This window comes from Pseudomonas sp. NPDC088429, from assembly GCF_044753305.1.
Classification (GTDB): Bacteria; Pseudomonadota; Gammaproteobacteria; order Pseudomonadales; family Pseudomonadaceae; genus Aquipseudomonas; species Aquipseudomonas rustica.
In genome coordinates, this window is the sequence record NZ_JBIVMX010000056.1 from 11713 (window position 1) to 37837 (window position 26125).

23 protein-coding genes are annotated in these 26125 nt (G+C 58.9%); 12 read left to right on the forward strand and 11 right to left on the reverse strand.

Features of this window, described 5'->3' with window-relative positions; all coding sequences use genetic code 11:
* Positions 1-106 precede the first annotated feature (106 nt).
* The 8 genes from ACIP66_RS22270 (at position 107) to ACIP66_RS22305 (ending at position 10230) form a co-directional block, all read left to right on the forward strand.
* Positions 107-1021, forward strand: a complete 915-nt coding sequence (locus ACIP66_RS22270) for a LysR family transcriptional regulator (RefSeq protein WP_007967749.1) — start codon at positions 107-109, stop codon at positions 1019-1021.
* 101 nt (positions 1022-1122) lie between these two features.
* Positions 1123-2610 carry a gamma-aminobutyraldehyde dehydrogenase gene (locus ACIP66_RS22275; RefSeq protein ID WP_400650906.1) on the forward strand — a complete coding sequence of 496 codons (1488 nt, stop codon included), beginning with the start codon at positions 1123-1125 and terminating at the stop codon, positions 2608-2610.
* Positions 2611-2722: 112 nt separating this feature from the next.
* A complete protein-coding gene (ydcS, locus tag ACIP66_RS22280; protein ID WP_212549629.1) occupies positions 2723-3874 on the forward strand; it encodes a putative ABC transporter substrate-binding protein YdcS in 1152 nt (383 codons plus the stop codon).
* 267 nt (positions 3875-4141) lie between these two features.
* Positions 4142-5179, forward strand: a complete 1038-nt coding sequence (locus tag ACIP66_RS22285) for an ABC transporter ATP-binding protein (RefSeq protein WP_127925966.1) — start codon at positions 4142-4144, stop codon at positions 5177-5179.
* Between the two features lie 16 nt (positions 5180-5195).
* Positions 5196-6116, forward strand: coding sequence for an ABC transporter permease (locus tag ACIP66_RS22290; protein WP_008081597.1), 921 nt, complete (start codon positions 5196-5198; stop codon positions 6114-6116).
* On the forward strand, positions 6106-6930 hold the full coding sequence (locus ACIP66_RS22295) for an ABC transporter permease (RefSeq protein WP_016986393.1): 825 nt from the start codon (positions 6106-6108) through the stop codon (positions 6928-6930). The genes ACIP66_RS22290 and ACIP66_RS22295 overlap by 11 nt, the downstream gene beginning before the upstream one ends.
* A 168-nt stretch (positions 6931-7098) precedes the next feature.
* Positions 7099-8523, forward strand: coding sequence for a gamma-aminobutyraldehyde dehydrogenase (locus ACIP66_RS22300; RefSeq protein WP_400650911.1), 1425 nt, complete (start codon positions 7099-7101; stop codon positions 8521-8523).
* A 222-nt stretch (positions 8524-8745) separates the two neighbouring features.
* A complete protein-coding gene (locus ACIP66_RS22305; RefSeq protein WP_007908950.1) occupies positions 8746-10230 on the forward strand; it encodes an APC family permease in 1485 nt (494 codons plus the stop codon).
* Between the two features lie 58 nt (positions 10231-10288).
* Here the strand turns inward: ACIP66_RS22305 and ACIP66_RS22310 are convergent, their stop codons facing one another.
* Together ACIP66_RS22310 and ACIP66_RS22315 are read right to left on the reverse strand one after the other, a co-directional pair.
* A complete protein-coding gene (locus ACIP66_RS22310) occupies positions 10289-10846 on the reverse strand; it encodes a hypothetical protein (protein ID WP_064120574.1) in 558 nt (185 codons plus the stop codon).
* A 5-nt stretch (positions 10847-10851) separates the two neighbouring features.
* Positions 10852-11433, reverse strand: coding sequence for a ComF family protein (locus ACIP66_RS22315; RefSeq protein WP_064120575.1), 582 nt, complete (start codon positions 11431-11433; stop codon positions 10852-10854).
* Between the two features lie 346 nt (positions 11434-11779).
* Here ACIP66_RS22315 and ACIP66_RS22320 point away from each other — a divergent pair, with 346 nt between their 5' ends.
* A complete protein-coding gene (locus tag ACIP66_RS22320; protein ID WP_400650916.1) occupies positions 11780-12292 on the forward strand; it encodes a Bro-N domain-containing protein in 513 nt (170 codons plus the stop codon).
* Between the two features lie 288 nt (positions 12293-12580).
* On the opposite strand, the gene ACIP66_RS22325 is transcribed toward ACIP66_RS22320, so the two are convergent.
* Positions 12581-12766, reverse strand: a complete 186-nt coding sequence (locus ACIP66_RS22325) for a hypothetical protein (protein ID WP_008081608.1) — start codon at positions 12764-12766, stop codon at positions 12581-12583.
* Between the two features lie 403 nt (positions 12767-13169).
* On the opposite strand from ACIP66_RS22325, the gene ACIP66_RS22330 reads away from it, so the two are divergent.
* Positions 13170-14798: a glucan biosynthesis protein D gene (locus ACIP66_RS22330; RefSeq protein WP_400650919.1), complete on the forward strand. Its 1629-nt coding sequence runs from the start codon at positions 13170-13172 to the stop codon at positions 14796-14798.
* A 210-nt stretch (positions 14799-15008) separates the two neighbouring features.
* Here ACIP66_RS22330 and ACIP66_RS22335 read toward each other — a convergent pair whose 3' ends face one another.
* From ACIP66_RS22335 to ACIP66_RS22345, 3 genes are all read right to left on the reverse strand, one after another.
* The gene (locus ACIP66_RS22335) at positions 15009-16115 is read right to left on the reverse strand and encodes an NADH:flavin oxidoreductase/NADH oxidase (RefSeq protein ID WP_008081610.1); all 1107 of its coding nucleotides are present in this window, start codon (positions 16113-16115) and stop codon (positions 15009-15011) included.
* 255 nt (positions 16116-16370) lie between these two features.
* Positions 16371-18080 (reverse strand): single-stranded-DNA-specific exonuclease RecJ, encoded by a 1710-nt coding sequence (gene recJ / locus ACIP66_RS22340; protein ID WP_400650922.1) that lies wholly within the window; start codon positions 18078-18080, stop codon positions 16371-16373.
* 55 nt (positions 18081-18135) lie between these two features.
* On the reverse strand, positions 18136-18678 hold the full coding sequence (locus ACIP66_RS22345) for a YaeQ family protein (protein ID WP_007908961.1): 543 nt from the start codon (positions 18676-18678) through the stop codon (positions 18136-18138).
* Positions 18679-18824: 146 nt separating this feature from the next.
* Here ACIP66_RS22345 and ACIP66_RS22350 point away from each other — a divergent pair, with 146 nt between their 5' ends.
* Together ACIP66_RS22350 and ACIP66_RS22355 are read left to right on the forward strand one after the other, a co-directional pair.
* A complete protein-coding gene (locus tag ACIP66_RS22350; RefSeq protein WP_400650925.1) occupies positions 18825-20024 on the forward strand; it encodes a CaiB/BaiF CoA transferase family protein in 1200 nt (399 codons plus the stop codon).
* On the forward strand, positions 19951-20931 hold the full coding sequence (locus tag ACIP66_RS22355; RefSeq protein ID WP_400650928.1) for a TIGR02285 family protein: 981 nt from the start codon (positions 19951-19953) through the stop codon (positions 20929-20931). The genes ACIP66_RS22350 and ACIP66_RS22355 overlap by 74 nt, the downstream gene beginning before the upstream one ends.
* Positions 20932-21107: 176 nt before the next feature.
* On the opposite strand, the gene ACIP66_RS22360 is transcribed toward ACIP66_RS22355, so the two are convergent.
* The 5 genes from ACIP66_RS22360 to ACIP66_RS22380 all read right to left on the reverse strand — a co-directional run.
* Positions 21108-21389 carry a DUF3509 domain-containing protein gene (locus ACIP66_RS22360; protein WP_053117463.1) on the reverse strand — a complete coding sequence of 94 codons (282 nt, stop codon included), beginning with the start codon at positions 21387-21389 and terminating at the stop codon, positions 21108-21110.
* A 164-nt stretch (positions 21390-21553) separates the two neighbouring features.
* Positions 21554-21961 (reverse strand): response regulator, encoded by a 408-nt coding sequence (locus ACIP66_RS22365; protein ID WP_400650931.1) that lies wholly within the window; start codon positions 21959-21961, stop codon positions 21554-21556.
* Positions 21962-22078: 117 nt separating this feature from the next.
* Positions 22079-23425: a transporter substrate-binding domain-containing protein gene (locus tag ACIP66_RS22370; protein ID WP_400650934.1), complete on the reverse strand. Its 1347-nt coding sequence runs from the start codon at positions 23423-23425 to the stop codon at positions 22079-22081.
* Between the two features lie 119 nt (positions 23426-23544).
* Positions 23545-24954 carry a threonine synthase gene (gene thrC, locus ACIP66_RS22375; RefSeq protein WP_212549640.1) on the reverse strand — a complete coding sequence of 470 codons (1410 nt, stop codon included), beginning with the start codon at positions 24952-24954 and terminating at the stop codon, positions 23545-23547.
* Between the two features lie 109 nt (positions 24955-25063).
* A partial coding sequence (locus ACIP66_RS22380; protein ID WP_400650937.1) for a homoserine dehydrogenase occupies positions 25064-26125 on the reverse strand: 1062 nt, incomplete at its 5' end.

Genomic DNA, 26125 nt, shown 5'->3' on the forward strand with positions numbered 1-26125 from the left:
GGCCTGCGAGTGTGCTTCCAGATGTTGCTCGCTGCCCGCAGGCCTTCGTGAAAATAGATATACACTCAGATCCATCTATAAAAACCGCCCACCGGGTATTCCCGTCATGATGACCCTGCGTCAGATTCGTCACTTTATCGCTGTGGCCGAGACAGGCTCGATCTCCGCCGCCGCGCAAACCGCGTTCATTTCCCAGTCGACCCTGACGTTAGCGATCCAGCAACTGGAAGAAGAAATCGGTGTAAGCCTGTTCAGCCGTCATGCCAAAGGCATGACGCTTACGCACCAAGGTCATCAATTCCTACGTCAGGCGCACCTGATTCTTGCGACTGTGGACAACGCCAAACGCAGCCTGCAACAGAGCACCGACCAAGTTGCCGGGCAGTTGATCGTCGGCGTGACCAGTCTGGTTGCCGGTTATTACCTGGCGGATTTACTCACGCGTTTTCAGCGTGCTTACCCGAATGTCGAGATTCGGGTGATGGAAGACGAGCGCCCGTATATCGAACATTTGCTGGTCAGCGGCGAGATCGACGTCGGCGTGTTGATCCTCTCCAACCTCGAAGATCGCCACGCCTTGCAGACCGAAGTGCTGACCCACTCGCCGCACCGTTTGTGGCTCCCGGCCCAGCATCCACTGCTGGAGCACGACAGCATCAACCTCGCCGATGTCGCCCGCGAGCCGTTGATTCAACTCAACGTCGATGAAATGGATCGCAACGCCCAACGTCTCTGGCGCGGCGCCGGCCTGCAACCAAAAATCACTTTGAGAACCGCATCGACGGAGGCTGTGCGAAGTCTGGTCGCCGCCGGTTTGGGCGTATCGATCCAGCCAGACATGACCTATCGCCCTTGGTCACTCGAAGGCGACATCATCGAAGCAAGACCGATTGCCGACTTGAATCAAACCCTCGACGTCGGCCTGGCCTGGCGCCGTGGCACCGCGCGCCCCGCTCTCGTCGATCCATTTCTCACTGTGGCCCGTGAGCAACCCCACGGCGGGCGCAAGCCATCTATTTAATCGAATGCTGCCTTCAGTATTTAGAATTTGTCGACCTCGGAGCCGCGCACTAGTCTTGCTGCATCTATAAGACGGTCGGCTCCCGATATCAGGGAGCAACAATGGCCACACAAGAAAAGAGAACGCGGAAAATGGCTGGCGCGCAGACCCCGATGTGTACCGCGTTGTTGATCGACGGCGAATTGGTCGCCGGGGAAGGTTTCGTCGAGCCGATTCTCAACCCGGCCACCGGTGAAATCCTCACCCACATCGCCGAGGCCAGCACCGAGCAAGTCGAAGCCGCCATCCTCGCCGCCCACCGCGCCTTCACCGAATGGTCGCGCACCACGCCGCAGCAACGTTCGAACCTGCTGTTGGACATCGCCAACGCCGTCGAAAAACACGCCGACCACCTCGCCCGCCTCGAATCGCTGAACTGCGGCAAGCCATTGCACCTGGCGCGTCAGGACGATCTGACGGCGACCGTCGATGTCTTCCGGTTCTTCGCCGGCGCCGTGCGTTGCCAGACCGGTCAGCTCAGCGGCGAATACCTGCCGGGCTACACCAGCATGGTGCGCCGCGATCCGATTGGCGTGGTCGCCTCGATTGCGCCGTGGAATTACCCGATCATGATGGCCGCGTGGAAAATCGCCCCGGCCCTCGCCGCCGGCAACACGCTGGTGTTCAAACCCTCCGAACACACGCCGCTGTCGATCCTCGCCCTGGCGCCAGCGCTGGCCGAAATCCTCCCGCGCGGGGTGATCAACATCATCTGCGGTGGCGGCGAAGGCGTCGGCAGCCACTTGGTTGGCCACGCCAAAGTGCGCATGGTTTCGCTGACCGGCGATATCGTCACCGGGCAGAAAATCCTTCAGGCCGCGGCGAAAACCCTGAAACGCACGCACCTCGAACTCGGCGGCAAGGCCCCGGTGATCGTCTGCAACGACGCCGACATTCAGGCCGTGGTCGAAGGCGTGCGCACTTACGGTTACTACAACGCCGGGCAAGACTGCACCGCCGCCTGCCGGATCTACGCGCAGGCCGGGATTCACGACAAATTGGTCGCAGAGCTTGGCGCCGCCGTCAGCAGCCTGCGTTTCGCCGGCAAACGTGATGCCGACAACGAGATTGGCCCGCTGATCAGCACGCGCCAGCGCGACCGGGTCGCCAGTTTCGTCGAGCGTGCCCTCGGTCAGCCGCACATCGAACGAGTGACCGGTGCAGCGGTGCATTCCGGCGCCGGTTTCTACTATCAACCGACCCTACTCGCCGGTTGCAAACAGACTGACGAAATCGTCCAGCGCGAAGTATTCGGCCCGGTGGTCACCGTGACTCGCTTCGACGAGCTCGCGCAGGCCGTCGACTGGGCCAACGACTCCGAATACGGCCTCGCCTCGTCGGTGTGGACACAGAATCTAGACAAGGCGATGCAGGTTGCCGCGCGTCTGCAATACGGCTGCACGTGGATCAATAGCCATTTCATGCTCGTCAGTGAGATGCCCCACGGCGGGCTGAAACGCTCCGGTTACGGCAAAGACTTATCCAGCGATTCGCTGCAGGACTACAGCGTGGTGCGGCACATCATGGCCCGGCATAGCCGGGAGCTTTAAGCGGCGAGCTACAAGCCGCAAGTTAAAAGCAAATCCGCTGTGTCTTGCAGCTTGGGGCTTGCAGCTTGCGACTACTCTTAACAGAAATCTAAAAAACGAAGAGGTGTGTCTCATGTTCGTGCACAAGACCGCACTGCTCAGTGCAATCACCACGGCCCTGCTGGCCAGCGCCAGCCTGCAAGCCGCCGAGCCGTTGAAGGCCGTCGGCGCCGGCGAAGGTCAGCTGGATATCGTTGCGTGGCCGGGTTACATCGAACGTGGCGAGAGCGATAAAGCCTACGACTGGGTGACCGGTTTCGAGCAGGAAACCGGCTGCAAGGTCAATGTGAAGACCGCTGCGACCTCGGACGAAATGGTCAGCCTGATGGCCAAGGGCGGTTACGACCTGGTCACCGCGTCGGGCGATGCGTCGTTGCGATTGATCGTCGGCAAGCGTGTGCAACCGATCAACACCGCGTTGATCCCGAACTGGAACACCCTCGACCCGCGCCTCAAAGACGCGCCGTGGTACGTGGTCAACAACCAGACTTACGGCACCCCGTACCAGTGGGGCCCGAACGTGTTGATGTACAACACCAACGTATTCAAAACCGCGCCGACCAGTTGGAACGTGGTGTTCGCCGCGCAGGATCTTCCCGATGGCAAGCCGAACAAGGGCCGCGTGCAGGCTTATGACGGCCCGATCTACATCGCCGACGCGGCGCTGTACCTGAAGTCGACCAAGCCTGAACTGGGCATCAAGGATCCGTACCAACTCACCGAAGATCAGTACAAAGCCGTGCTCGATCTGTTGCGCGCGCAGCAGCCGTTGATCCACCGCTACTGGCATGACACCACGGTGCAGATGAGCGACTTCAAAAACGAAGGCGTGGTGGCATCGAGTGCCTGGCCGTATCAGGTCAACGGTTTGATGAACGAGAAGCAGCCTATTGCGTCGACCATTCCGAAAGAAGGCGCCACGGGCTGGGCTGACACCACCATGTTGCACGCCGAGGCCAAGCACCCGAACTGCGCGTACAAGTGGATGGACTGGTCGTTGAAACCGAAAGTCCAGGGTGATGTGGCGGCGTGGTTTGGTTCGTTGCCGGCGGTTCCGGCGGCGTGCAAGGGCAGCGAGTTGCTCGGCGCTGAAGGTTGCAAGACCAACGGTTTCGACCAGTTCGACAAGATCGCCTTCTGGAAAACCCCGCAGGCTGAAGGCGGCAAGTTTGTGCCGTATAGCCGCTGGACTCAGGACTACATCGCGATCATGGGCGGCCGTTAGCTCTCGACAACGACGCGGTCTGCTCCCTTTCCCCCCTCGCCCCCTTGGGGGAGAGGGCTGGGGTGAGGGGGTAGCTTTTGACTTTGCTCTTGATCTCAGAGCAATGGCCGAAACCGCCACCCTCACCCCCCGCCCTCTCCCGGAGGGAGAGGGAGCTAAAAGCAATCTCAGCGCCCTGCACACCTACTGTAGGAGCTGCCGCAGGCTGCGATCTTTTCGACGCACACACGACTTTTTTGAAAGCCCGCTTTACCGGAGCACCGCACCATGACGCTTGCAGTCCAGTTCACCAACGTTTCCCGACAGTTCGGCGAAGTGAAGGCCGTTGACCGGGTTTCCATCGATATCGAGGACGGCGAGTTCTTTTCCATGCTCGGCCCTTCCGGCTCGGGCAAAACCACCTGCCTGCGCCTGATCGCCGGGTTCGAACAACCGAGCGCCGGTTCGATCCGCATCCACGGCGCTGAAGCGGCTGGTCTGCCGCCGTATCAACGTGACGTCAACACGGTGTTTCAGGATTACGCGCTGTTCCCGCACATGAACGTCCTCGACAACGTCGCCTACGGATTGAAGGTCAAAGGCGTCGGCAAAACCGAACGGCACAAACGCGCAGAAGAAGCCTTGGACATGGTCGCCCTCGGCGGTTATGGCGCGCGCAAACCGGTGCAATTGTCCGGCGGTCAGCGCCAGCGCGTCGCCCTCGCCCGCGCCCTGGTCAATCGTCCGCGCGTGCTGTTGCTCGATGAGCCTTTGGGTGCGCTCGATCTGAAACTGCGCGAGCAAATGCAAAGCGAATTGAAGAAGCTGCAACGCCAGCTCGGCATCACTTTCATCTTCGTCACCCACGATCAAACCGAAGCGCTGTCGATGTCCGATCGCGTCGCCGTGTTCAACAAGGGTCGCATCGAACAAGTCGACACGCCGCGCAATCTGTACATGAAACCGACCACCACATTCGTGGCTGAATTCGTCGGCACCTCGAACGTGATTCGTGGCGATCTGGCGCGTGAAATCAGCGGTCATCCGCAGCCATTTTCGATCCGCCCCGAACACGTGCGTTTCGCCGAAGGCCCGCTGGCCAGTCACGAAATCGAAGTCAGCGGCCTGCTCCACGACATCCAGTACCAGGGCAGCGCCACCCGTTATGAATTGAAGCTGGAAAACGGCCAGACCCTGAGCATCAGCCACGCCAACAACCAGTGGATCGACAGCAGCGCACAACACCAGACCGGCCAGCGCCTGAGCGCGCGTTGGGCGCGGGAAGCGATGATTCCGCTGCACGACACCGTGGCGAGCGGGGTGTGACATGAGCACGCTCGCGATGACCTCATCGCCGCCGTTGCGCCGGTTTTCCAACCTGCTCTACCGCAAGCCAAACCTGTATTTGTCGATGCTGCTGGTGCCGCCATTGCTGTGGTTCGGCGCGATTTATCTCGGCTCGCTGCTGGTGCTGCTGTGGCAGGGTTTCTACACCTTCGACGACTTCACCATGGCGGTCACGCCTGACCTGACCCTGGCGAATTTCGCCGCGCTGTTTCAGCCGTCGAACTTCGACATCATCCTGCGCACGCTGAGCATGGCCATCGTCGTGTCGATCGCCAGCGCCATCGTCGCGTTCCCGATTGCCTACTACATGGCGCGCTACACCACCGGCAAGACCAAGGCGTTTTTCTACATCGCGGTGATGATGCCGATGTGGGCCAGTTACATCGTCAAGGCCTATGCGTGGACGTTGCTGCTGGCCAAGGGCGGCGTGGCGCAGTGGTTCGTGCAGCACTTGGGATTGGAGCCGGTTTTGCAGTTCATTTTGGGGATTCCCGGGGTGGGCGGCAGCACTCTGTCGACCTCGCATCTGGGGCGATTCATGGTGTTTGTGTACATCTGGCTGCCGTTCATGATCCTGCCGATTCAGGCGTCACTGGAACGTCTGCCACCGTCGCTGTTGCAGGCCTCCGCTGACCTTGGTGCGAAGCCGCGTCAGACCTTTATGCAGGTGATTTTGCCGCTGTCGATTCCGGGCATCGCGGCAGGTTCGATCTTCACGTTTTCGCTGACCCTGGGCGACTTCATCGTGCCGCAACTGGTCGGGCCGCCGGGGTACTTCGTCGGCAGCATGGTCTACGCGCAGCAAGGTGCGATCGGCAACATGCCGATGGCGGCGGCGTTCACGCTGGTGCCGATTGTGTTGATCGCGGTTTACCTGTCCATCGTCAAACGACTGGGGGCTTTCGATGCGCTCTGACTCTTCATCACAAGGGCATGCCTCTCTAGGCCTGAAAATCGCAGCGTGGGGCGGGTTGGTGTTTCTGCACTTTCCGATCCTGATCATCTTCCTTTACGCTTTCAACACCGAAGAAGCCGCGTTCAGCTTTCCGCCGAAAGGCTTCACGCTGCACTGGTTCAGCGTGGCGTTTTCGCGGCCGGATGTGCTGGAGTCGATCAAGCTTTCATTGCAGATCGCAGCCATCGCCACGTTGATTGCGATGGTGCTCGGCACGCTCGCATCGGCAGCGCTGTATCGCCGCGACTTCTTCGGCAAACAGGGCATTTCGCTGATGCTGATCCTGCCGATTGCGTTGCCGGGGATCATCACCGGGATCGCGCTGCTGGCGACGTTCAAAACCCTAGGGATCGAGCCGGGGATGTTCACCATCATCGTCGGCCACGCGACCTTCTGCGTGGTGATCGTCTACAACAATGTTATCGCCCGCCTGCGCCGTACTTCGCACAGTTTGATCGAGGCCTCGATGGATCTCGGCGCCGATGGCTGGCAGACCTTTCGCTACATCATCCTGCCGAATCTCGGCTCGGCGTTGCTGGCCGGCGGCATGTTGGCGTTTGCGCTGTCGTTCGACGAAATTATCGTCACCACGTTTACCGCCGGACATGAGCGCACGTTGCCATTGTGGCTGCTAAATCAGTTGAGTCGCCCTCGGGATGTGCCGGTGACCAACGTCGTCGCGATGCTGGTGATGATGGTGACGATGCTGCCGATCCTTGGCGCGTATTACCTGACGCGCGGTGGCGAAAGCGTCGCCGGCAGCGGCGGCAAATAACCGAATAACCACAAACCCAACCCCGTGTAGGAGCTGCCGAAGGCTGCGATCTTTTGATCTTGATCTTGATCTTGATCTTGATCTTCAACAGCAACATCAAAAGATCGCAGCCTTCGGCAGCTCCTACAGGGGTTCGGTTTCGGCAGAACAATAAAGAGGACAACAGACATGCAAACCAAACTCTTGATCAACGGCCAACTGGTCAACGGCGAAGGCCCGGCGCAACCGGTGCTCAACCCTTCGCGTGGCGAAGTCCTGGTAGAGATCAACGAAGCCACTGAAGCCCAGGTCGATGCCGCCGTGCGCGCCGCCGACAACGCCTTCGCCGACTGGTCGCAAACCGCGCCGAAAGACCGCTCGCTACTGTTGCTCAAACTCGCCGACGCCATCGAAGCCCACGGCGAGGAGTTGGCCAAACTCGAATCTGACAACTGCGGCAAACCCTACAGCGCCGCGCTCAACGACGAGATCCCGGCGATTGCCGACGTGTTCCGTTTCTTCGCCGGTGCCAGCCGTTGCATGAGCGGTTCGGCCGGTGGCGAATACCTGCCCGGCCACACCTCGATGATCCGTCGCGACCCGGTTGGCGTCATCGCCTCGATCGCGCCGTGGAACTACCCGCTGATGATGGTCGCCTGGAAAATCGCCCCGGCGCTGGCCGCCGGTAATACCGTAGTGCTCAAGCCCTCGGAACAAACCCCGCTGACCGCGTTGCGTCTGGCCGAACTGGCGTCGGAAATCTTCCCGGCCGGTGTACTCAATCTGGTGTTTGGTCGTGGGCCTACCGTTGGTAGTCCGTTGGTTACCCATCCGAAAGTGCGCATGGTTTCGCTGACCGGCTCCATCGCTACGGGCGCCAATATCATTTCCAGCACCGCCGACAGCGTTAAACGCATGCACATGGAACTCGGCGGCAAGGCGCCAGTGATCATCTTCGACGACGCCGATATCGATGCGGCGGTGGAAGGCATTCGCACGTTTGGTTTCTACAACGCCGGGCAGGATTGCACGGCCGCCTGCCGGATCTATGCGCAGCAAGGCATCTACGACAAGTTTGTCGAGAAGCTCGGCGCGGCGGTCAGCAGCATCAAGTACGGCTTGCAGGATGATCCGTCGACTGAACTGGGGCCGTTGATCACTGCACAGCATCGCGACCGTGTTGCCGGGTTTGTCGAGCGTGCTGTGGCGCAGCCGCACATTCGTTTGATCACTGGCGGCAAGGCTGTTGATGGCAATGGTTTCTTCTTCGAGCCGACCGTGTTGGCCGATGCGCAGCAGGACGACGAGATCGTTCGCCGCGAAGTGTTTGGGCCGGTGGTCTCGGTGACCAAATTCACCGATGAAGCGCAGGCGCTGGAATGGGCCAACGATTCGGACTACGGTCTCGCGTCCTCGGTGTGGACAGCGGACGTCGGACGCGCGCACCGCATGTCAGCGCGTTTGCAGTACGGCTGCACGTGGGTGAACACGCACTTCATGCTCGTCAGCGAAATGCCCCATGGCGGTCAGAAATTGTCCGGTTACGGGAAGGACATGTCCATGTATGGGCTGGAGGACTACACCACGGTTCGGCATGTGATGTTCAAGCACTAAGGTCAAAAGCTTCGCGAGCAAGCTCTGCTCCTACAGGGATGCGATGTCGCCCTGTAGGAGCAAAGCTTGCTCGCGAAGGCGTCACCCCGGCTTCAAGGTAGAAACCGGCACTACGCACCACCAGGATCCCAAAACAATAACCACCGACCCGGGCGGCGCCCACAAAGCCCCGCCACGGCCTCGGCCATCCGAAATCTGCCGATTTCACGGAGCAAAACACACATGAGTTCCTCACCCGATCTCGCCACAGCCGTTGCCGACAGCGATGCCGAACAACTGCGCAAACTGGGCTACACCTCGAACTTCAACCGCAGCATGAGCCTGTGGGAAAACTTCGCCTTGGGCTTCACTTATCTGTCACCGGTCGTAGGGGTTTATACCCTCTTCGGCCTGTGCCTCGCCGCTGGCGGCCCACCGATGTTCTGGGCTTACTTGCTGGTCGGTTGCGGCCAATTGCTGGTGTGCCTGATCTTCGGCGAAGTGGTTTCGCAGTTCCCGATTTCCGGCGGTGTTTACCCTTGGGCGCGCCGGTTGGTCGGTAAGAAATGGGCGTGGATGGTTGGCTGGATCTACTCCATCGCCCTTTGCGTCACCATCGCTGCCGTTGCGGTCGGCGCTGGCCCGTACTTGGCCGCGATGCTCGGTTTTGAGCCGAGCAACAACACCAACATCGTCATCGCCCTGGTACTGACCCTGTTCGCTACACTGGTCAACCTCAGCGGCACCAAAGTCCTGGCGCGCATCGCCATGTTCGGCTTCCTCTGCGAACTGGTTGGCGCGGTGATCGTCGGTGTTTACTTGTTGGTGTTCGAACGCCATCAACCGCTCAGCGTGCTGTTCAACACCTTCGACATCAGCGTCGACGGCTCATACCTGCCGGCCTTCCTCACCGCGTCGTTGGCGGGGATGTTCCTCTACTACGGCTTCGAGGCCTGCGGCGACGTGGCCGAAGAAACCCCGAACCCGAGCGCAAAAATCCCGGTGGCCATGCGCATGACCATCTACATTGGAGGCATCGCCGCGATGTTCGCCTGCCTGGCGCTGATCCTCGCCGTGCCGGACATGCAAGCCGTGATCAACGGCACCGACAAAGACCCGGTCACCACCATCCTCAACAATGCCTTCGGCCCGGTCGGTTCGAAAGTAGTGATGGGCGTGGTGATGATTTCCTTCATCTCCTGCGTCATCAGCCTACAAGCCGCGGCGAGCCGTCTGCTGTACTCCTACGCTCGCGACGAAATGGTCATCGGCAGCCGACTGCTGAAAAAGATTTCTCCTACCACCCAAGTACCGGTTGCCGCGCTGTTCGTGTCCGGCGTCCTGCCCGCGCTGATCATCGCCCTCGGCTTCTTCCTGCAAGACGCCGTGGCCACCATCGTCAGCTTCGCCGCCATCGGCATCTACCTCGCGTTCCAAATGATCGTGCTGGCCGCGCTGTATGCCCGCAGCAAAGGCTGGAAACCGAGCGGCAAATTCACCCTCGGCGCATGGGGCTGGCCGGTGAACATCGGCGCGCTGGTGTACGGCGTTGGCGCAATCATCAACATGGCCTGGCCACGCACGCCGGATGCGGCGTGGTATGTGAACTATGCGATGGTGTTGAGCACGGCGATCGTTATTGGCTTGGGCCTGGTTTATATGTGGATTGGCAAGCCGTATGACCATGGCAAGGCCCCGGCTGGGGATGCGTGGAAAGTGAGTCGCTAAGAGCGTTTGATCCCGGCACCGACAAGGTGCCGGGGTTCAGGCAAGCCATGAAACGTCATCAAAAAGAAAGCTCCGCCTGATCGTGCTTCAACAGGGAAATACGGTCGAACAATTTGATTTTTTCATTGGCTTTTTGCTTGGCGTGATCGGACATGAATGCAATCAATTCTTCGAGCTGACTGACGTCTCCGACCACCTTAAATTCCTTTTCCTTGTTGACGAAAACAAGCGACTTCTTCTTTCTCGACAACAGTTCAATGACGTTACTGAGCGTACCGGTGCTCTTTGCGTCCCAGATCATCAAACCGTAGTCAGCTGCCTCGGCCATGACAACGTCTTTCTCGGTGAAGAAGGCTCTCGACCCCTTGGAATGCTTGGAGTCGACTGTTCTGGCGGGCCACTGTCCAAGGTTATTCCTCGGAGCAGAACCGCTGCAGAACACCGTGGTTCTGGATCGTTCGAGACTCAGCAGGTACTCCTGAATGGAGGTATCGGCGCCACCTGCATCCCCAACCACCACCTCAAAATCTGACGCGACGATATTATTGATGCGCTCTTTAACCTTCGGATCAAGGTTCTTGATGTTGATAGAGCCAGCAATAAATACAGTGGTCATTGAATTCATTTCCAAGTTAGTGCTGCGACGTAAATTTTCCCTACTTTCGGATATTTACGCAGAACAGCGCAGGCCGCGTCCATCGACGCTCCGCTATCAAACAAATCATCTACAACCAAAACATTCCAGCATCCATCGGTGGTGATTTCATCATTGACAGTGAAACTGTCTCCAATCGCGGCAACCTTGTCGGCTTTGGAATGTAAATCCTTGAGCGACTTTCCCGTGGTCGCTTTTCGAAGCAAATCCGTGAAAACCGGCCGACCGATAATTCGTCCCAATGCCAGGGCAACTTCAGTCACCGGTTGTCGCTGACGAATATTTGAAGCGGGCATAGGCACTACAAACCCGACCTGGTTCAGTTTTGGGAACACATTTGTCGCTACTGCCTGGGCAAGTGGACTGACCTGAGTCCAATCCTTCTGGTATTTGAGCTGGTAGGTCGCCTCGCCAATCTCAGTTCGCTGATTATCGAAGCATGGGTGTCCGCGATCATCGTTGCCAAGAAAGGTACTACTTACCATGTGTTTGTCCAGCACCCAGCCCTGATCCCAAGGGCCGTTGATCTGCTTGAGAGACACCTTCATTGAATTCTCCTTTATTCGTAACAATCCTTTGAGCCCTGAAACCAAGGGCGGAGCATCTGCAGCGATGCGCAAGATTCAAACAAATAACGGAAAAAACACTGGTTAGGGGTGGTCTCGCTGGTGCCAGTGCAAAAACAGGCATTTCCTACAGATACGACTCTCAGAGATAAATCCTCTTTCCTACAGAAGGTATCGACAGAGCCGACTTGGCGTCGTAGGTTGCTAGCCGATAGGCTTTCTCTCGGCGGCGAAATCAGCGGCCCGGTGTCGAAGCCGGAACAAAATCAACATGGCGCAACCGCGCTCATTTGAGTGGCGGCTCTATTCTCAATATTGGAGTCGACAAATGCCTAACGACGTACAAATTCCTTCTGAAAGCTCTGCTTTCTTCACCCCCATCATCTTCACCCGCCACAACCGCTTCCTCCATGCCTTCATGCAAGACCACGAAGCCTGGTTCTGCGTGCAAGATCTCGGTCGCTTGATGGGTTACCCACTGAACGAACGCCTCACCCTGAAACTCGATCCCGACCAGCGTCGCAATGTCTTCCTGCGCAAGGACGGCGAAATCATCGATTGCGCGATGGTCAGCGAGTCTGGCCTGTTCGCCCTGCTCGTCCATCACTTCGTCCCGGAAAACCGGCACCTGCGCCAATGGCTGAGCCATGAAGTCATCCCTATGCTGCGCGAAACCCAATCAAGCCCTGTGGAAAACCACCCGAGCCTGAGCTCAATGCATTGGGCAGGCGTCACCGTGCCGCTGCTGCACTGGCAACAGAAGGCGTGGGTCAAATGGCGGGATGTGCCGGAGTTGATGCACGGCCAACGGCCGTATCCGGTTCTGGCCACTTGCAGCTAAAGCTCATAAACAAAAAACCTATGGCGAGGGAGCAAACTCCCTCGCCATAGGTTTAGCGTGTCCATCTCTAGCGAGTTGAATTCAGATGAGTAGAACTGCTCTCAAATTTTCTCAGATTGAGGAAGTCATTCCCTGTGATGAAAGCTTTGCGATCTCTTACCTGAAACTAAACGACAGTGCCGAGCTGCAGAAAGCCATTCACGTCGGCATCGACGATGCCGACGCAGGCAATTTGATTGACCTGTCCACCGTAAAAGCCAAATGGCTTTCACGGTGCCCACCCCAGCGTTAAAACCGCGAAACACTCCGCATCGCATCCACCAGATACCGCATCGCAATCCGGTCACTTTCCGAAAGTTCACGATAACGCTCCACCAGTTTCAGTTCCTCAGAGCTCAACCGGCGCCTTCTGCGCCCGCTGCCCAGGCAGGGGAAGATGCCCAGCATGTCGGTGATGCCTTGTATTTTTGCCATGGACGATGTCCTTCTCTAGTACTGCAAAGAATTGCTTAAACACCACATCGCCCTGCCCCTTACAGCAGCGCCGTGTGCCCTGCCGGCCAAATGGATCGCGCCGGTCATGCCCATAGAATAGAAATAAATTCGCCGCTGAAAAGCGGTTTTTAGAGTAATTAGTCAAGAAAAGCAGATATGCCGTGTAAATCAGAACGTCCTGTCAGATTTTTAACCGACATGTCTTGTTTCATTGACACACTGGCGCAGTGAATCAACGAATTTTGCATTGCGAGCGAACCGTTTAAGCTAGCCGGCATCTGTTTATAGTCCGTTGCGTTTGGCCGAAGGCTTGTCCGAACCGTTATTTCTGATCCAGCACGTGCCAGGAACGGCGCGGGATTGCACACGACAGGTTGTATTTATGCACCGCAGGAATTTGCTCAAAGCGTCCATGGCCATTGCGGCTTACACCGGTCTTTCGGCCACCGGCCTGCTGGCGACCAGAGCGTGGGCTGCCAGTGGCGGCGCCGCCGATGGCGAGGCGCAGGCGTTTGACTTCGAAGCGCTGAAGCGCCAGGCCAAGCAACTGGCTGGCAGTGCCTATCAGGACACTAAACAGGTGCTGCCGCCGACGCTGGCGACCATGACGCCGCAGAATTTCAACGCGATCCGCTACGACGGTAATCATTCGTTGTGGAAGGAAAACAAGGGTCAACTCGACGTGCAGTTCTTCCACGTCGGCATGGGTTTCCGCCAGCCGGTGCGCATGTACAGCGTCGATCCGAAGACCCGTACCGCGCGCGAGGTGCATTTCCGCCCGGCGCTGTTCAACTACGAGAACACCTCGGTCGACACCCAGCAGCTCAAGGGCGACCTGGGTTTTGCCGGCTTCAAGTTGTTCAAGGCGCCGGAACTGGATCGCCATGACGTGGTGTCGTTCCTCGGCGCCAGTTATTTCCGTGCAGTGGATGCGACTGGCCAATATGGCCTCTCCGCACGCGGTCTGGCGATCGACACTTACGCCAAGAAACGCGAAGAATTCCCTGACTTCACCAAGTTCTGGTTCGAGACGCCTGATCAGAACGCCACGCGTTTTGTGGTCTACGCCTTGCTCGACTCGCCGAGTGCCACCGGCGCCTACCGTTTTGACATCGATTGCCAGGCCGAGCGCGTGGTGATGGAAATCGACGCGCACATCAATGCACGCACCGCCATCGAGCAACTGGGCATCTCGCCGATGACCAGCATGTTCAGCTGCGGCAACCACGAACGGCGCATGTGCGACACCATCCACCCGCAAATCCATGACTCGGATCGCCTGGCCATGTGGCGCGGCAACGGCGAGTGGATCTGCCGACCGCTGAACAACCCGGCGACTCTGCAATTCAACGCGTTTGCCGATACCGATCCAAAAGGTTTCGGTCTGGTGCAGACCGACCATGAGTTCGCCAACTATCAGGACACCGTCGACTGGTACAGCAAGCGTCCGAGCCTGTGGGTAGAACCGACCACTGCGTGGGGCGAAGGCTCTATCGATCTGCTGGAAATCCCTACGACTGGCGAGACGCTCGATAACATCGTGGCGTTCTGGACACCGAAGAAACCGGTGGCTGCCGGTGATTCGCTGAACTACGGCTACAAGCTTTACTGGAGCGCTCTGCCGCCGGTGAGCACGCCGTTGGCGCGGGTGCAGGCGACTCGTTCCGGGATGGGCGGTTTTGTTGAGGGTTGGGCACCGGGCGAGCATTACCCGCCGGTGTGGGCGCGTCGTTTTGCTGTGGATTTCACGGGTGGCGGTCTGGATCGTTTGCCGCAGGGCACCGGGATTGAGCCGGTGGTGACGTGCTCGAGCGGCAAGGTGCAGGATTTCAGCGTGCTGGTGCTGGATGACATCAAGGGTTACCGGATTCTGTTTGACTGGTACCCGACCAGTGACAGCGTTGAGCCGGTGGAGCTGCGGTTGTTTATTCGCACCAACGATCGCACGTTGAGCGAGACGTGGTTGTACCAGTACTTCCCGCCGGCGCCGGATAAGCGTAAGTACCCTTGATGATGTAGCGCCTACACTGGCAAGCCAGAAACCTGTAGGAGCTGCCGAAGGCTGCGATCTTTTGATTTTGCTTGTTAAAAACAAGATCAAAGGATCGCAGCCTTCGGCAGCTCCTACAGGGGGTCATGTCAGCGGATTGGCGCAAGGAAATCAGAAAAAAACCCGCCGGTTCAATGGCGGGTTTTTTATTGGCTGGTAACGGAGCGTCAATCAATCGCGCAAATCAGACTCATGAATCGGCTGATCCCGATGCGTCGCACGCTGATACTGCGCCGGCCACACCGCTTTGCGTCCACCCAGATCATCGTCGGCATGCAGCGGCCAGTACGGATCACGCAACAACTCGCGGGCGAGGAAGATGATGTCGGCCTGACAGGTGCGCAGAATGTGCTCGGCCTGCGCCGGCTCGGTAATCATTCCCACGGTGCCGGTGGCGATGCCTGACTCCTTCCGGACACGCTCGGCGAAGCGCGTCTGATAACCCGGCCCGACGGGGATTTCGGCATTCGCTGCGGTGCCACCCGAAGACACATCGATCAGATCGGCGCCAAGGGTGTGCAGGCGTCGCGCCAGCTCCACGGTTTCATCCGGATTCCAGCCGTCCTCCACCCAGTCGGTGGCCGATACACGAACAAATAACGGCAATTCTTCCGGCCAAACCGCCCTCACTGCCTCAGTCACTTGCAACACCAGACGAATACGGTTTTCAAATGAACCACCGTACTGATCGCGGCGCTGGTTGCTCAGCGGCGAGAGAAATTGATGCAGCAGATACCCATGCGCCGCGTGTACCTCAACCACGCTGAAACCGGCCTTCAGCGCGCGTTTGGCGGCATCGACGAAGGCCTGAATAACGTCGGCAATCTGCCCTTCATCCAGCTGTTTCGGTTGCGTGTGTTGCGGGTCAAAGGCAATCGGCGACGGTCCGACCGGAGTCCAGCCGCCGTCATCGGGTTTAACGCTGCCATGCTTGCCGAGCCACGGCCGATGGGTGCTGGCCTTGCGCCCGGCGTGGGCCAGTTGAATGCCGGCGACCGCGCCTTGGGAGGTAATGAAACGGGTGATGCGTTGCAGCGGCTCAATTTGTTCGTCGTTCCACAGGCCAAGGTCTTCGGCGGTGATCCGCCCGTCGGCAGTGACCGCCGTGGCTTCGGTGAATACCAGACCGGCGCCGCCCACCGCGCGACTGCCGAGGTGCACCAGGTGCCAGTCGTTGGCCAGGCCGTCGACGCTGGAATACTGGCACATCGGCGAGACGGCGATGCGGTTTGGAAGGGTCAGTTGGCGAAGGGTGAAGGGTTCAAGCAGCAGACTCATGGGGCACCTCTCAAATCAGTGGGCAGGCTCCAGGGTTCTGTTTGAATAGTCGACGAGTGACAGGAAAAGGTGCAGCACCCGCCCCCGCGGGCAAAAAATTCGACAAGACGTCACAAGGCCAATCAAGCAGTGCTTAGAGCCTAGTCGACAACGGGGGATCGGGGGAAATTCAAGAAAAGATCGCAGCCTTCGGCAGCTCCTACAGAAAAGCGCATTCCCATGTAGGAGCTGCCGAAGGCTGCGATCTTTTGATCTTCAGCGCGGTTCGATATGGGCAATCATCAACTGAACGGTCTCATTACCCCGAAACTCGTTAACATCGAGCTTATAGGCGAGCTCAACCCACTTGATCGTCGGATTCGGCCAGATATCCCGGTCAATCCCAAACGCGATGCCATCCAGCTTCACCGAGCCACACTCGCTCTTCAGCACCACTTTCAAATGCCGCTCACCGACCACCCGCTGCTCAACCAACTGAAACACCCCGTGAAACAGCGGCTCAGGAAAATGCTGCCCCCAAGGCCCGGCATGGCGCAGGGCGCGAGCCAGTTCGAGGTGGAATTCTTCCACCGCCAGCGTGCCGTCCGAGAGCATGCGCCCGGTCAGATCTTCCTCGCGAAGTTGCCTACGCACCTCAGCGTCAAATGCCTCGGCGAACAGCGGAAAATTCTCTTGTGGCAAGGTCAGACCGGCGGCCATCGCGTGGCCGCCGTACTTGGCGATCAGGGTCGGATGCTGCGCTGCAACAACGCTCAGCGCATCACGAATATGGAAGCCCTGCACCGAACGCCCCGAGCCTTTGAGCAGGCCATCACCGGCATCAGCGAAGGCAATGGTCGGACGGAAATAACGCTCTTTCATCCGTGATGCGAGGATACCGATCACGCCTTGGTGCCACTCCGGATCGAACAGGCACAGACCAAACGGCATCGACTCCACCGGCAAGTCCTTGAGCTGCGCCAACGCTTCACGCTGCATGCCCTGCTCGATGGATTTGCGATCCTGGTTCATGCCGTCCAGTTGCGCGGCCATTTCCTGGGCCTTGCTGGCGTCGGCAGTGAGCAGGCATTCGATGCCCAGACTCATGTCATCCAGACGCCCGGCAGCGTTCAGGCGCGGGCCGACGATAAAACCGAGATCGGTGGACGTGATGCGAGTGGCGTCACGCTTGGCCACTTCAAGGATCGCTTTGATCCCCGGCCGTGCGCGACCGGCGCGAATTCGCTCCAGGCCTTGGTGCACCAGAATCCGGTTGTTGGCGTCCAGCGGCACCACGTCGGCAACGCTGCCCAGCGCCACCAGATCAAGCAATTCACCGATGTTCGGCTGCGGCTTGTTCTCGTACCAGCCGAGGCTGCGCAAACGCGCGCGCAACGCCATCAACACATAGAAAATCACCCCGACGCCGGCCAGGGCCTTGCTCGGAAACTCGCAGCCCGGCTGGTTCGGATTGACCAGCGCATCGGCCTGCGGCAGCTCTTCGCCGGGCAAGTGGTGGTCGGTGATCAAGACCTTGAGGCCAGCCTTCTTCGCCGCCGCAACACCTTCGACGCTGGAAATACCGTTGTCGACAGTGACCAGCAAATGCGGCTCGCGAGTCAAAGCGACTTCGACGATTTCCGGGGTCAGGCCGTAGCCATATTCAAAGCGGTTCGGCACCAGATAATCAACGTGCGCGGCACCGAGCAAGCGCAAGCCAAGCATGCCAACCGTGCTGGCCGTCGCACCGTCCGCATCGAAGTCGCCGACGATGAGGATGCGCTGGCGTTGCTCCAACGCCGTCACCAGCAAGTCCACCGCCGCATCAATGCCCTTGAGCTGCTGGAACGGGATCAAACGCGCTAGGCTCTTGTCCAGCTCTGCCTCGGACTGCACGCCCCGCGCCGCGTACAGGCGGGTCAGCAGTGGCGGTATATCACCGAGAAAAGGCAGAGTTTCGGGCAGTAGGCGAGGTTCGATGCGCATGGGGTGACGGAGACTTCTCTTTAATACGTGGGATTAATCAGCTACAGGCGCGGGATCAGCCGCGCTCACCTTGTAGCCATTGCAACTGGACTTCGTGCTGACCACGGTCGTCGGTGACAAAGATCGTCCCTTCACTGATCATCACGTCCCACTTGATAACGCGGGGCATGTCCTTGGCCAAGGTCTCCAGCACTTCCTGCGGGACGGCGGCGATGTTGACGTTTTTCAGGTTCTTGATCGCCGGGATCACTTTGGTTTCCCAAACGCGCAGGCTGCCGTAGGCCAGCAAGCTGGTGCGCTCGGTGCGACGCGAGCACCAGGTCAGGCGATCGGCGTCTGGCTGGCCGACTTCGATCCAGTGCAGAACGCGGTCGTCCAGGCTCTTTTCCCACAGCGCAGGTTCATCCACGTCTGACAGACCGCGACCAAACGACAACTGCTCGTTGTACCAGAGGGCGTAGGCCAGCAGCCGCACGGTCATGCGTTCTTCGGTTTCCGAAGGGTGACGGGCGATGGTCTGCTTGACGCTCTCGTAGACACTGCGGTCGAGGTCGGTGAGGTTCAGTTCAAATTTGTAGGTAGTGGACGGCTGGGCCATGAACGGGCTTCTTGATACGAGGAAAGGCGGCAAGTCTAACCGATGCAGTAGGCAATCATCGAATTGATGGCGATCAACCTGCGGCGTCTGACAGCCGGCTATGTTAAAACGCTGTATCCGCACAGCCTTGTCCTACAGGATTCAGCATGCCGTTTTCCAACAAGCCGCTCAGCGGCGTGAAAGTCATTGAATTGGGTACGTTGATTGCCGGGCCGTTTGCCTCGCGTATTTGCGGCGAGTTCGGCGCTGAAGTGATCAAGATCGAATCGCCGGACGGCGGTGATCCGCTGCGCAAATGGCGAAAAATGTATGAAGGCACGTCCCTGTGGTGGTTCGTCCAGGCGCGCAACAAGAAGTCGCTGACGCTGAATCTGAAACACCCCGACGGTTTGGCGATTCTGAAAAAACTGCTCAGTGAAGCCGACATCCTCATCGAGAACTTTCGCCCCGGTGTGCTGGAAAAACTCGGCCTGAGTTGGGAAACCCTGCACGCGCTGAACCCGAAACTGGTGATGGTGCGTCTGTCCGGTTTCGGCCAGACCGGGCCGATGAAAGATCAGCCAGGCTTCGGCGCGGTTGGCGAATCCATGGGCGGTTTGCGCTACATCACCGGTTTTGAAGACCGCCCACCGGTGCGCACCGGGATTTCCATCGGCGACTCGATTGCCGCGCTGTGGGGCGTGATCGGCGCACTGATGGCGCTGCGTCATCGTGAGGTCAACGGCGGGCTCGGCCAAGTGGTCGATGTGGCCTTGTACGAAGCGATTTTCGCGATGATGGAAAGCATGGTGCCGGAGTTCGATGTGTTCGGGTTTATCCGCGAGCGCACCGGTAACATCATGCCCGGCATCACGCCCTCTTCGATTCACACCAGCGCCGACGGCAAGCACGTGCAGATCGGCGCCAATGGCGATGCGATTTTCAAGCGCTTCATGTTGATCATCGGCCGCGAAGATCTGGCTAATGACCCGATGCTGGCCAGCAACGACGGGCGCGACAGTCGCCGCGACGAGTTGTATGGCGTGATCGATCGCTGGGTCAATTCGCAGCCGCTGCAAACGGTGCTCGATCTGCTCAATCAGGCGGAAGTACCGGTCAGCCGTATTTTCAGCGCCGAAGACATGTTCAGCGACCCGCAATACCTCGCCCGGGAGATGTTCCTGTCCGCCAAGTTGCCGGACGGCAAGGACTTCAAGATGCCGGGCATCGTGCCGAAACTTTCCGAGACACCGGGCAGTTCCGAATGGGTCGGGCCGACGCTGGGTGAACACAATGCGCAAGTGCTCAGCGACCTCGGTTACGACGCGCAGCAGATCGCCCGATTGCGCGAAGACGGAGCCATTTAAGCTGAAAAACCTGCATCCCTCAGACGCCAACCGCGCCCACCAATGGTGGATGTGGCGTCTGTTCGGCCTGTTGTTTTTGCTGGCCTCGCCAACGTGGGCGCAGGCGAAGCCGACGTTGATCTGGTTGCTGCGCGATTTACCGCCGATGACGATCTTCGAAGGACCGAAAAAGGGTCAGGGGGTGATCGATCATTTGATGCCGCAACTGATTGCCGGCATGCCGCAGTACGAACACAAGATCATGCGCGTCAACCGTGCGCGTGGTTTGCAGATGCTGCACGAAAACCCTTTCGCTTGTGACCCTGCGCTGCTGTGGAACAAAGAGCGCGCGCAATGGGTGGCGTATTCGATTCCGGCGATTCGCGCTGTCGCCAATGGCTTGGTGGTGCGTCAGAAAGATCGCGCGGTACTTGAACCGTATTTGGTGGACGGTGCGGTGGATTTTTCTGCGCTGCTGGCCAGTGGTGAGCGAAAAGTCGGCGTAGTTGCCGAACGCAGTTACGGCGAATACATCGACGGACTGTTGCGCCACGCCCCCAGCGGCGCATTGACCCCGCACTACGGCAATGATGCATTGAGCAATTTGCTGTCGATGCAGCGGCTGAACCGATTACAGGTGGTGCTCGGCTATTGGCCAGAGATCCGCTATCAGGCGAAACAGGCAAAAATTCCGGAAGATGAGCTGGAGTTCTATTCGATTCGCGGCACCGAGAAATATCTCTCAGGCTATGTCGCTTGTTCCGACACCACGCAGGGCCGTCAGGCCATCAGCGAAATCAATCAACTGCTGCGCACCCTGCCCCACGAGCATTTGAATCAGCTCTACGCGGCGTGGCTGGATCCCGAACGACAAGCGGATTATCTGCAGCAGGCGCGGACGTTTTTCGAGCAGCAAGCCGCGCAATAGACAAACGCCAGACAAAAGAAACCCCGAGAAGTGGGGAGACGACTCGGGGTTAAACGTGGCCTACATAAAGACCAGTAGCAGCAAGCGACAAGCACCGGAGCACAATGCTTGATCCTGCTGTTACTGGGTCTGACTGACAGGGATGCAGGAAGGTTCCCACAAAAAATATTTCATCTTTACAGCGTCGGACGTTTATCCAGCGCTGCGTTGCGCAATGCCGCGATCACACAAGGTTCCAGCCGTCCTTCGGCAATCAGCACGTCACGGTGCAGGCCGTCGACGACATCGGTCAGCAAGCGTTTGTCGCTCAACTGCGCCTGATTGAATTCGCGTTCCACTACAATGGCGCCGTTGCTGTTCTTCAGGGTCACCAGGCATTCGCCATGGCTGCCGCGAGGGGTCAACGTCACTTGATACGGGCTCAGAGCCTCACCGAGCAATAGACTGATACTTTCCATCTCGATCTCCACTCAATAGTCCGAAAACACAGTGCCTGGGGCGTGTTCACAATAAATGACCACCGGCCCGAGAAGAAAGTTCTGCCTGCGATTGCTCCATCCCTGGAGCCTTACCGGTCTATGGAGCATGCACGGCGAAGATGACAGTAAAAATACCCCGCGTTTCAAGCCCCGACAGGCTGATGCAAAGCGCTGAGGTATTGATCAAGCAAACCGCGCATCAACACCGCCGAAACCGGCGTTTGCAGGCGTCCGAGCAGTTGCAGCTCATGCGCGTGCAGCAGCGTTTCAAGGTCGGTCAGCAGGCTCGGCGCCACGTTGCCCAGCAGAATCAATGCGCGTGAGTGCTCCTGCCGGGTCAAATGATGGATCAACGCCAGGCCATCGCCGCCCTTGAGTTGCGGATCGCAGATGGCGATATCGATGACGCCGCTTTGCTCCAGCGAACCCAAGGCCGAACCCAGCGACGGCGCGGTCAGTACGTTGTAGATGCCGATGGCGTTGAGCATCTGGTGCAACGCCATCAACTGGAACGGATTGTGTTCAAGGATCAGGACTTTGAGCGAACGCATAGGCGACCTCTGAAACGGCGGGTGCGGACTCTCACCGCAGACACCGTTCACTCTAGGGCAGCCGTCCTCAGCCTCCCATCGGAAAAGGCCTCAGGGGTTATAGGACTTTTCCCAAACTCAGTGCAGACGTCGGCTCATGTCTGTCCAGCCACCGAGCAGTCCGCGCAGTTTTCCGTCGGCGCTGTAAAACGGCACCGTCCATTGGTAGATCTCCCGCGAGCCGTTTTTGAATTGCAGTTGGCGCCGGCAGAATCGCGTCTTGCGCGTCTGCAACTGCGCCATGAATTCGTCGTGAAGCATGCGCGACGTGATCTGTGGCAGGGCATCAACCTCCATCAGCGAGCGCCCCTGAACCTGATCGAAACGAATGTCGAGCGCCTCCTCATAACTTCGATTGCACATGATCAAGCGGCCCAGCAGGTCGCGGACGAACACCGGATCGGGCATTGAATTGATCAACGCATGCTGAAACGCCAACTGGTCGCCGAGATCTTTTTCAGCTTCAGTGCGTTGCCTGATTGCCGCGCGCAATCGGCGGTTCCAGACCAGCGACAACAGACCGAACGTGCCAATCACGGCCATCGCCCAACAGCCCCAACTGGCGATGCGCTGCCACACCGAGGGCACCCGCAGCGGGGAAACACCGTCGAGCCATTTGAGCCGAATCGCGCGCAACTCCTCCGGCGGAAAAGCCTCAAGCGCCTTGTTGAGGATGCTCAACAACTCCGGCTGGCCCTTACGCACCGCCAAGTGATCTGCCTCCCATTTTCCTTCGAGCAAATCGCCGACCCTGAGCAATCCGGAAGGAAACAACTGCGCGCCAATCTCGTTTTCAATCGTGGCATAAGCCTCACCGCTTTCGACCAACGCCCGTGCTTCGGCATAGGTTTTCACCGAGCGGATCTCAATTGCCGGATAGTCGCGGCGGATGATGCCTTCCAGCGCGTGCCGGGCCGGCAGCACCAGCACACGTTTGGCCAACTGCTCCAGCGACTGAACCTGTGGTTCGCCAACACGCCCGACAAACACCCAGCCCGCACCGCCAAAGGCATGGCTGAAATCGAGGAACACTTTGCGCTCATCGCTCATCGCCAGCGTGGTGCTGATGTCCGCTTCACCGCGCTCCAGCCGTTCGAGCAGGTGGTCGGTGGAGAAAGACTCTTGATGCACAAACTGCAAACCGGTCATCGCGCTGATACGCTTGAGCACATCAATGTTCAGGCCGTTCCAGTGCGCATGTTCATCCTGGAACAGGTACAGCGGATACTGCACGGACGCGACGATGACACGCGGATTGTCGCGGATCCATTGCTGCTCTTCTGCGTTGAGCTCGATGGGCTGAACCCCGCTGACGCCAGCGTCATGCTGCATCAGTTGCGCCGCTACCCCCCAGCGCATGAACCCCAGCATTGCCAATAAAAACAGCCAGCACAGGGCTGGCTTCAAATCTCTGGAAAACCACATTGCCACTTCCTTCGTGATCAACTCACCCGTCCTTCGTGGGTGAAAACCCGAGCAGTGTGGCAGCAGAAACAAAAAAGCCCGTCAGGAGACGGGCTTCAAAATGTGACAGCTTTTGCGGCTTACAGCGGCTTGCCGCGGTTGCCATGCTGGCTGACAAAGGCTTGCACGGCTTTCAGCTCGTTTGGCAGAACGGTGCAGCGCTCATTTCGCTCAAACAAATCAGAAAGATGTGCAGGTAGTTCGAGCGCTTTTCCTACACCGGCTTTCTCTACGGCTTCAGGGAATTTCACCGGGTGAGCGGTGCCCAGGATGACCATCGGGATATCCAGGCTGCGACGGCATTCACGCGCAGCTTTAACACCGATGGCGGTGTGCGGATCCAGCACTTCGCCAGTCTGCTCGTAGACTTCAGCGATGGTTTCGCAAGTCTGTGCGTCATCTACAGCCAGCGAATCGAACAGCTTGCGCGCTTCGGTCCAGCGTTCTTGCTCGACGCTGAAACCGCCGCCCTGCTTGAACGAATCCATCAGACCGGCGATTGCTGCGCCGTTGCGACCGTGCAGGTCGAACAGCAGGCGTTCGAAGTTCGACGAGACCATGATGTCCATCGACGGCGACAGCGTGGCGTGCAGGGTGTCCTTGACGTACTGATTGCCGCTCATGAAGCGGTGTAGGATGTCGTTGCGGTTGGTGGCGACGATCAACTGGTTGATCGGCAGGCCCATGTTGCGCGCCAGGTAACCGGCAAAGATGTCGCCGAAGTTGCCGGTTGGCACCGAAAACGATACCGAACGCGCCGGGCCGCCCAACTGCAGTGCGGCGTGGAAGTAGTAAACGATCTGGGCCATGATCCGCGCCCAGTTGATCGAGTTCACCGCGACCAGACGCGTGCCTTTGAGGAAGCTCTGGTCGGCGAAGCTCGCCTTGACCATTTCCTGGCAGTCATCGAAGTTGCCTTCGATGGCGATGTTGTGGATGTTCTCGCCGAAGATCGTGGTCATCTGGCGACGCTGCACTTCCGACACGCGCTTGTGCGGGTGCAGGATGAAGATGTCGACGTTTTCGCAGTGCTTGCAGCCTTCGATGGCGGCCGAACCGGTGTCACCGGAAGTAGCGCCAACGATCACTACGCGCTCGCCGCGTTTTTCCAGCACGTAGTCGAGCAAACGACCGAGCAGTTGCAGGGCGAAGTCCTTGAACGCCAGGGTCGGGCCGTGGAACAGCTCCAGCACCCATTCGTTGCCGTTCAACTGACGCAGTGGCGCCACGGCGCTGTGGGCGAACACGCCGTAGGTTTCTTCAAGAATCTTTTTGAAATCGGCATCCGGAATGCTGCCGGTGACGAACGGGCGCATCACCCGGAAGGCCAGCTCGTGATACGGCAGGCCGGCCCAGGAAGCGATTTCTTCCTGGGTGAAACGTGGCAGGTTTTCCGGAACGTACAGACCGCCGTCGGTCGCCAGACCAGCCAGCAGGACGTCTTCGAAATTCAGGGCCGGTGCCTGGCCGCGGGTACTGATATAACGCATAAGGGCAAACCTTCGGTTTGGGCTTCAAGCCGCAAGCTGCAAGCTACAAGTGAAAAGCGGCTGTGCTTTTACTTGCAGCTTGAAGCTCGAAGCTTGCAGCTGCTTCTATTTAGTTCAAGTGCTCGACGCGGATCCGTACGACCGGACCATTCACGCCGGCCAGCGCTTCGAGGGCGGCGATGGCATCGTTGATGCGCTGCTCGACCACACGGTGGGTCAGCAGGATCATCGGCACCAGACCGTCGTGTTCCTCGACTTCCTTCTGCATGATCGACTCGATGTTGATGCCGCGCTCCGAGAGGATGCTCGCCACTTGAGCGAGTACGCCCGGATGGTCCTTGGCCTGAATGCGCAGGTAGTAAGCGCTTTCGCAGGCTTCGATCGGCAGGATCGGGTGGGCCGACAGCGAGTCCGGCTGGAAGGCCAGGTGCGGTACGCGGTTTTCCGGATCGGAGGTCATGGCGCGAACCACGTCGACCAGATCGGCGATCACCGACGAAGCGGTTGGCTCCATGCCGGCGCCGGCGCCGTAGAACAGCGTCGAACCGGCGGCGTCACCGTTGACCATCACCGCGTTCATCACGCCGTTGACGTTGGCGATCAGACGATCGGCCGGGATCAGCGTCGGGTGCACGCGCAACTCGATGCCGGCAGCGGTGCTGCGCGCCACACCGAGGTGCTTGATGCGATAGCCCAGCGCTTCAGCGTAATTAACGTCAGCGGTGGTCAGCTTGGTGATGCCTTCGGTGTAAGCCTTGTCGAATTGCAGCGGGATGCCGAACGCGATCGAAGCCAGAATCGTCAGCTTGTGCGCGGCGTCGATGCCTTCAACGTCGAAGGTCGGATCGGCTTCGGCGTAACCCAGTGCCTGCGCTTCGGCCAACACGTCTTCGAAGGTACGCCCCTTCTCGCGCATTTCGGTGAGGATGAAGTTACCAGTGCCGTTGATGATCCCGGCGACCCAGTTGATGCGGTTGGCGGACAGGCCTTCACGGATCGCCTTGATCACCGGAATGCCACCGGCCACGGCCGCTTCGAACGCCACGATCACGCCTTTCTCGCGAGCCTTGGCGAAAATCTCATTACCGTGAACGGCAATCAGAGCCTTGTTCGCGGTGACCACATTCTTGCCATTCTCGATGGCCTTGAGTACCAGCTCGCGGGCAACGGT

Excerpts from the sequence above, each read along its gene's own strand:
- ACIP66_RS22270 (WP_007967749.1), top strand. The coding sequence starts at position 107 with ATGATGACCCTGCGTCAGATTCGTCACTTTATCGCTGTGGCCGAGACA.
- ACIP66_RS22275 (WP_400650906.1), top strand. The coding sequence starts at position 1,123 with ATGGCCACACAAGAAAAGAGAACGCGGAAAATGGCTGGCGCGCAGACC.
- ydcS (WP_212549629.1), top strand. The coding sequence starts at position 2,723 with ATGTTCGTGCACAAGACCGCACTGCTCAGTGCAATCACCACGGCCCTG.
- ACIP66_RS22285 (WP_127925966.1), top strand. The coding sequence starts at position 4,142 with ATGACGCTTGCAGTCCAGTTCACCAACGTTTCCCGACAGTTCGGCGAA.
- ACIP66_RS22290 (WP_008081597.1), top strand. The coding sequence starts at position 5,196 with ATGACCTCATCGCCGCCGTTGCGCCGGTTTTCCAACCTGCTCTACCGC.
- ACIP66_RS22295 (WP_016986393.1), top strand. The coding sequence starts at position 6,106 with ATGCGCTCTGACTCTTCATCACAAGGGCATGCCTCTCTAGGCCTGAAA.
- ACIP66_RS22300 (WP_400650911.1), top strand. The coding sequence starts at position 7,099 with ATGCAAACCAAACTCTTGATCAACGGCCAACTGGTCAACGGCGAAGGC.
- ACIP66_RS22305 (WP_007908950.1), top strand. The coding sequence starts at position 8,746 with ATGAGTTCCTCACCCGATCTCGCCACAGCCGTTGCCGACAGCGATGCC.
- ACIP66_RS22310 (WP_064120574.1), bottom strand. The coding sequence starts at position 10,846 with ATGACCACTGTATTTATTGCTGGCTCTATCAACATCAAGAACCTTGAT.
- ACIP66_RS22315 (WP_064120575.1), bottom strand. The coding sequence starts at position 11,433 with ATGAAGGTGTCTCTCAAGCAGATCAACGGCCCTTGGGATCAGGGCTGG.
- ACIP66_RS22320 (WP_400650916.1), top strand. The coding sequence starts at position 11,780 with ATGCCTAACGACGTACAAATTCCTTCTGAAAGCTCTGCTTTCTTCACC.
- ACIP66_RS22325 (WP_008081608.1), bottom strand. The coding sequence starts at position 12,766 with ATGGCAAAAATACAAGGCATCACCGACATGCTGGGCATCTTCCCCTGC.
- ACIP66_RS22330 (WP_400650919.1), top strand. The coding sequence starts at position 13,170 with ATGCACCGCAGGAATTTGCTCAAAGCGTCCATGGCCATTGCGGCTTAC.
- ACIP66_RS22335 (WP_008081610.1), bottom strand. The coding sequence starts at position 16,115 with ATGAGTCTGCTGCTTGAACCCTTCACCCTTCGCCAACTGACCCTTCCA.
- recJ (WP_400650922.1), bottom strand. The coding sequence starts at position 18,080 with ATGCGCATCGAACCTCGCCTACTGCCCGAAACTCTGCCTTTTCTCGGT.
- ACIP66_RS22345 (WP_007908961.1), bottom strand. The coding sequence starts at position 18,678 with ATGGCCCAGCCGTCCACTACCTACAAATTTGAACTGAACCTCACCGAC.
- ACIP66_RS22350 (WP_400650925.1), top strand. The coding sequence starts at position 18,825 with ATGCCGTTTTCCAACAAGCCGCTCAGCGGCGTGAAAGTCATTGAATTG.
- ACIP66_RS22355 (WP_400650928.1), top strand. The coding sequence starts at position 19,951 with ATGCGCAAGTGCTCAGCGACCTCGGTTACGACGCGCAGCAGATCGCCC.
- ACIP66_RS22360 (WP_053117463.1), bottom strand. The coding sequence starts at position 21,389 with ATGGAAAGTATCAGTCTATTGCTCGGTGAGGCTCTGAGCCCGTATCAA.
- ACIP66_RS22365 (WP_400650931.1), bottom strand. The coding sequence starts at position 21,961 with ATGCGTTCGCTCAAAGTCCTGATCCTTGAACACAATCCGTTCCAGTTG.
- ACIP66_RS22370 (WP_400650934.1), bottom strand. The coding sequence starts at position 23,425 with ATGTGGTTTTCCAGAGATTTGAAGCCAGCCCTGTGCTGGCTGTTTTTA.
- thrC (WP_212549640.1), bottom strand. The coding sequence starts at position 24,954 with ATGCGTTATATCAGTACCCGCGGCCAGGCACCGGCCCTGAATTTCGAA.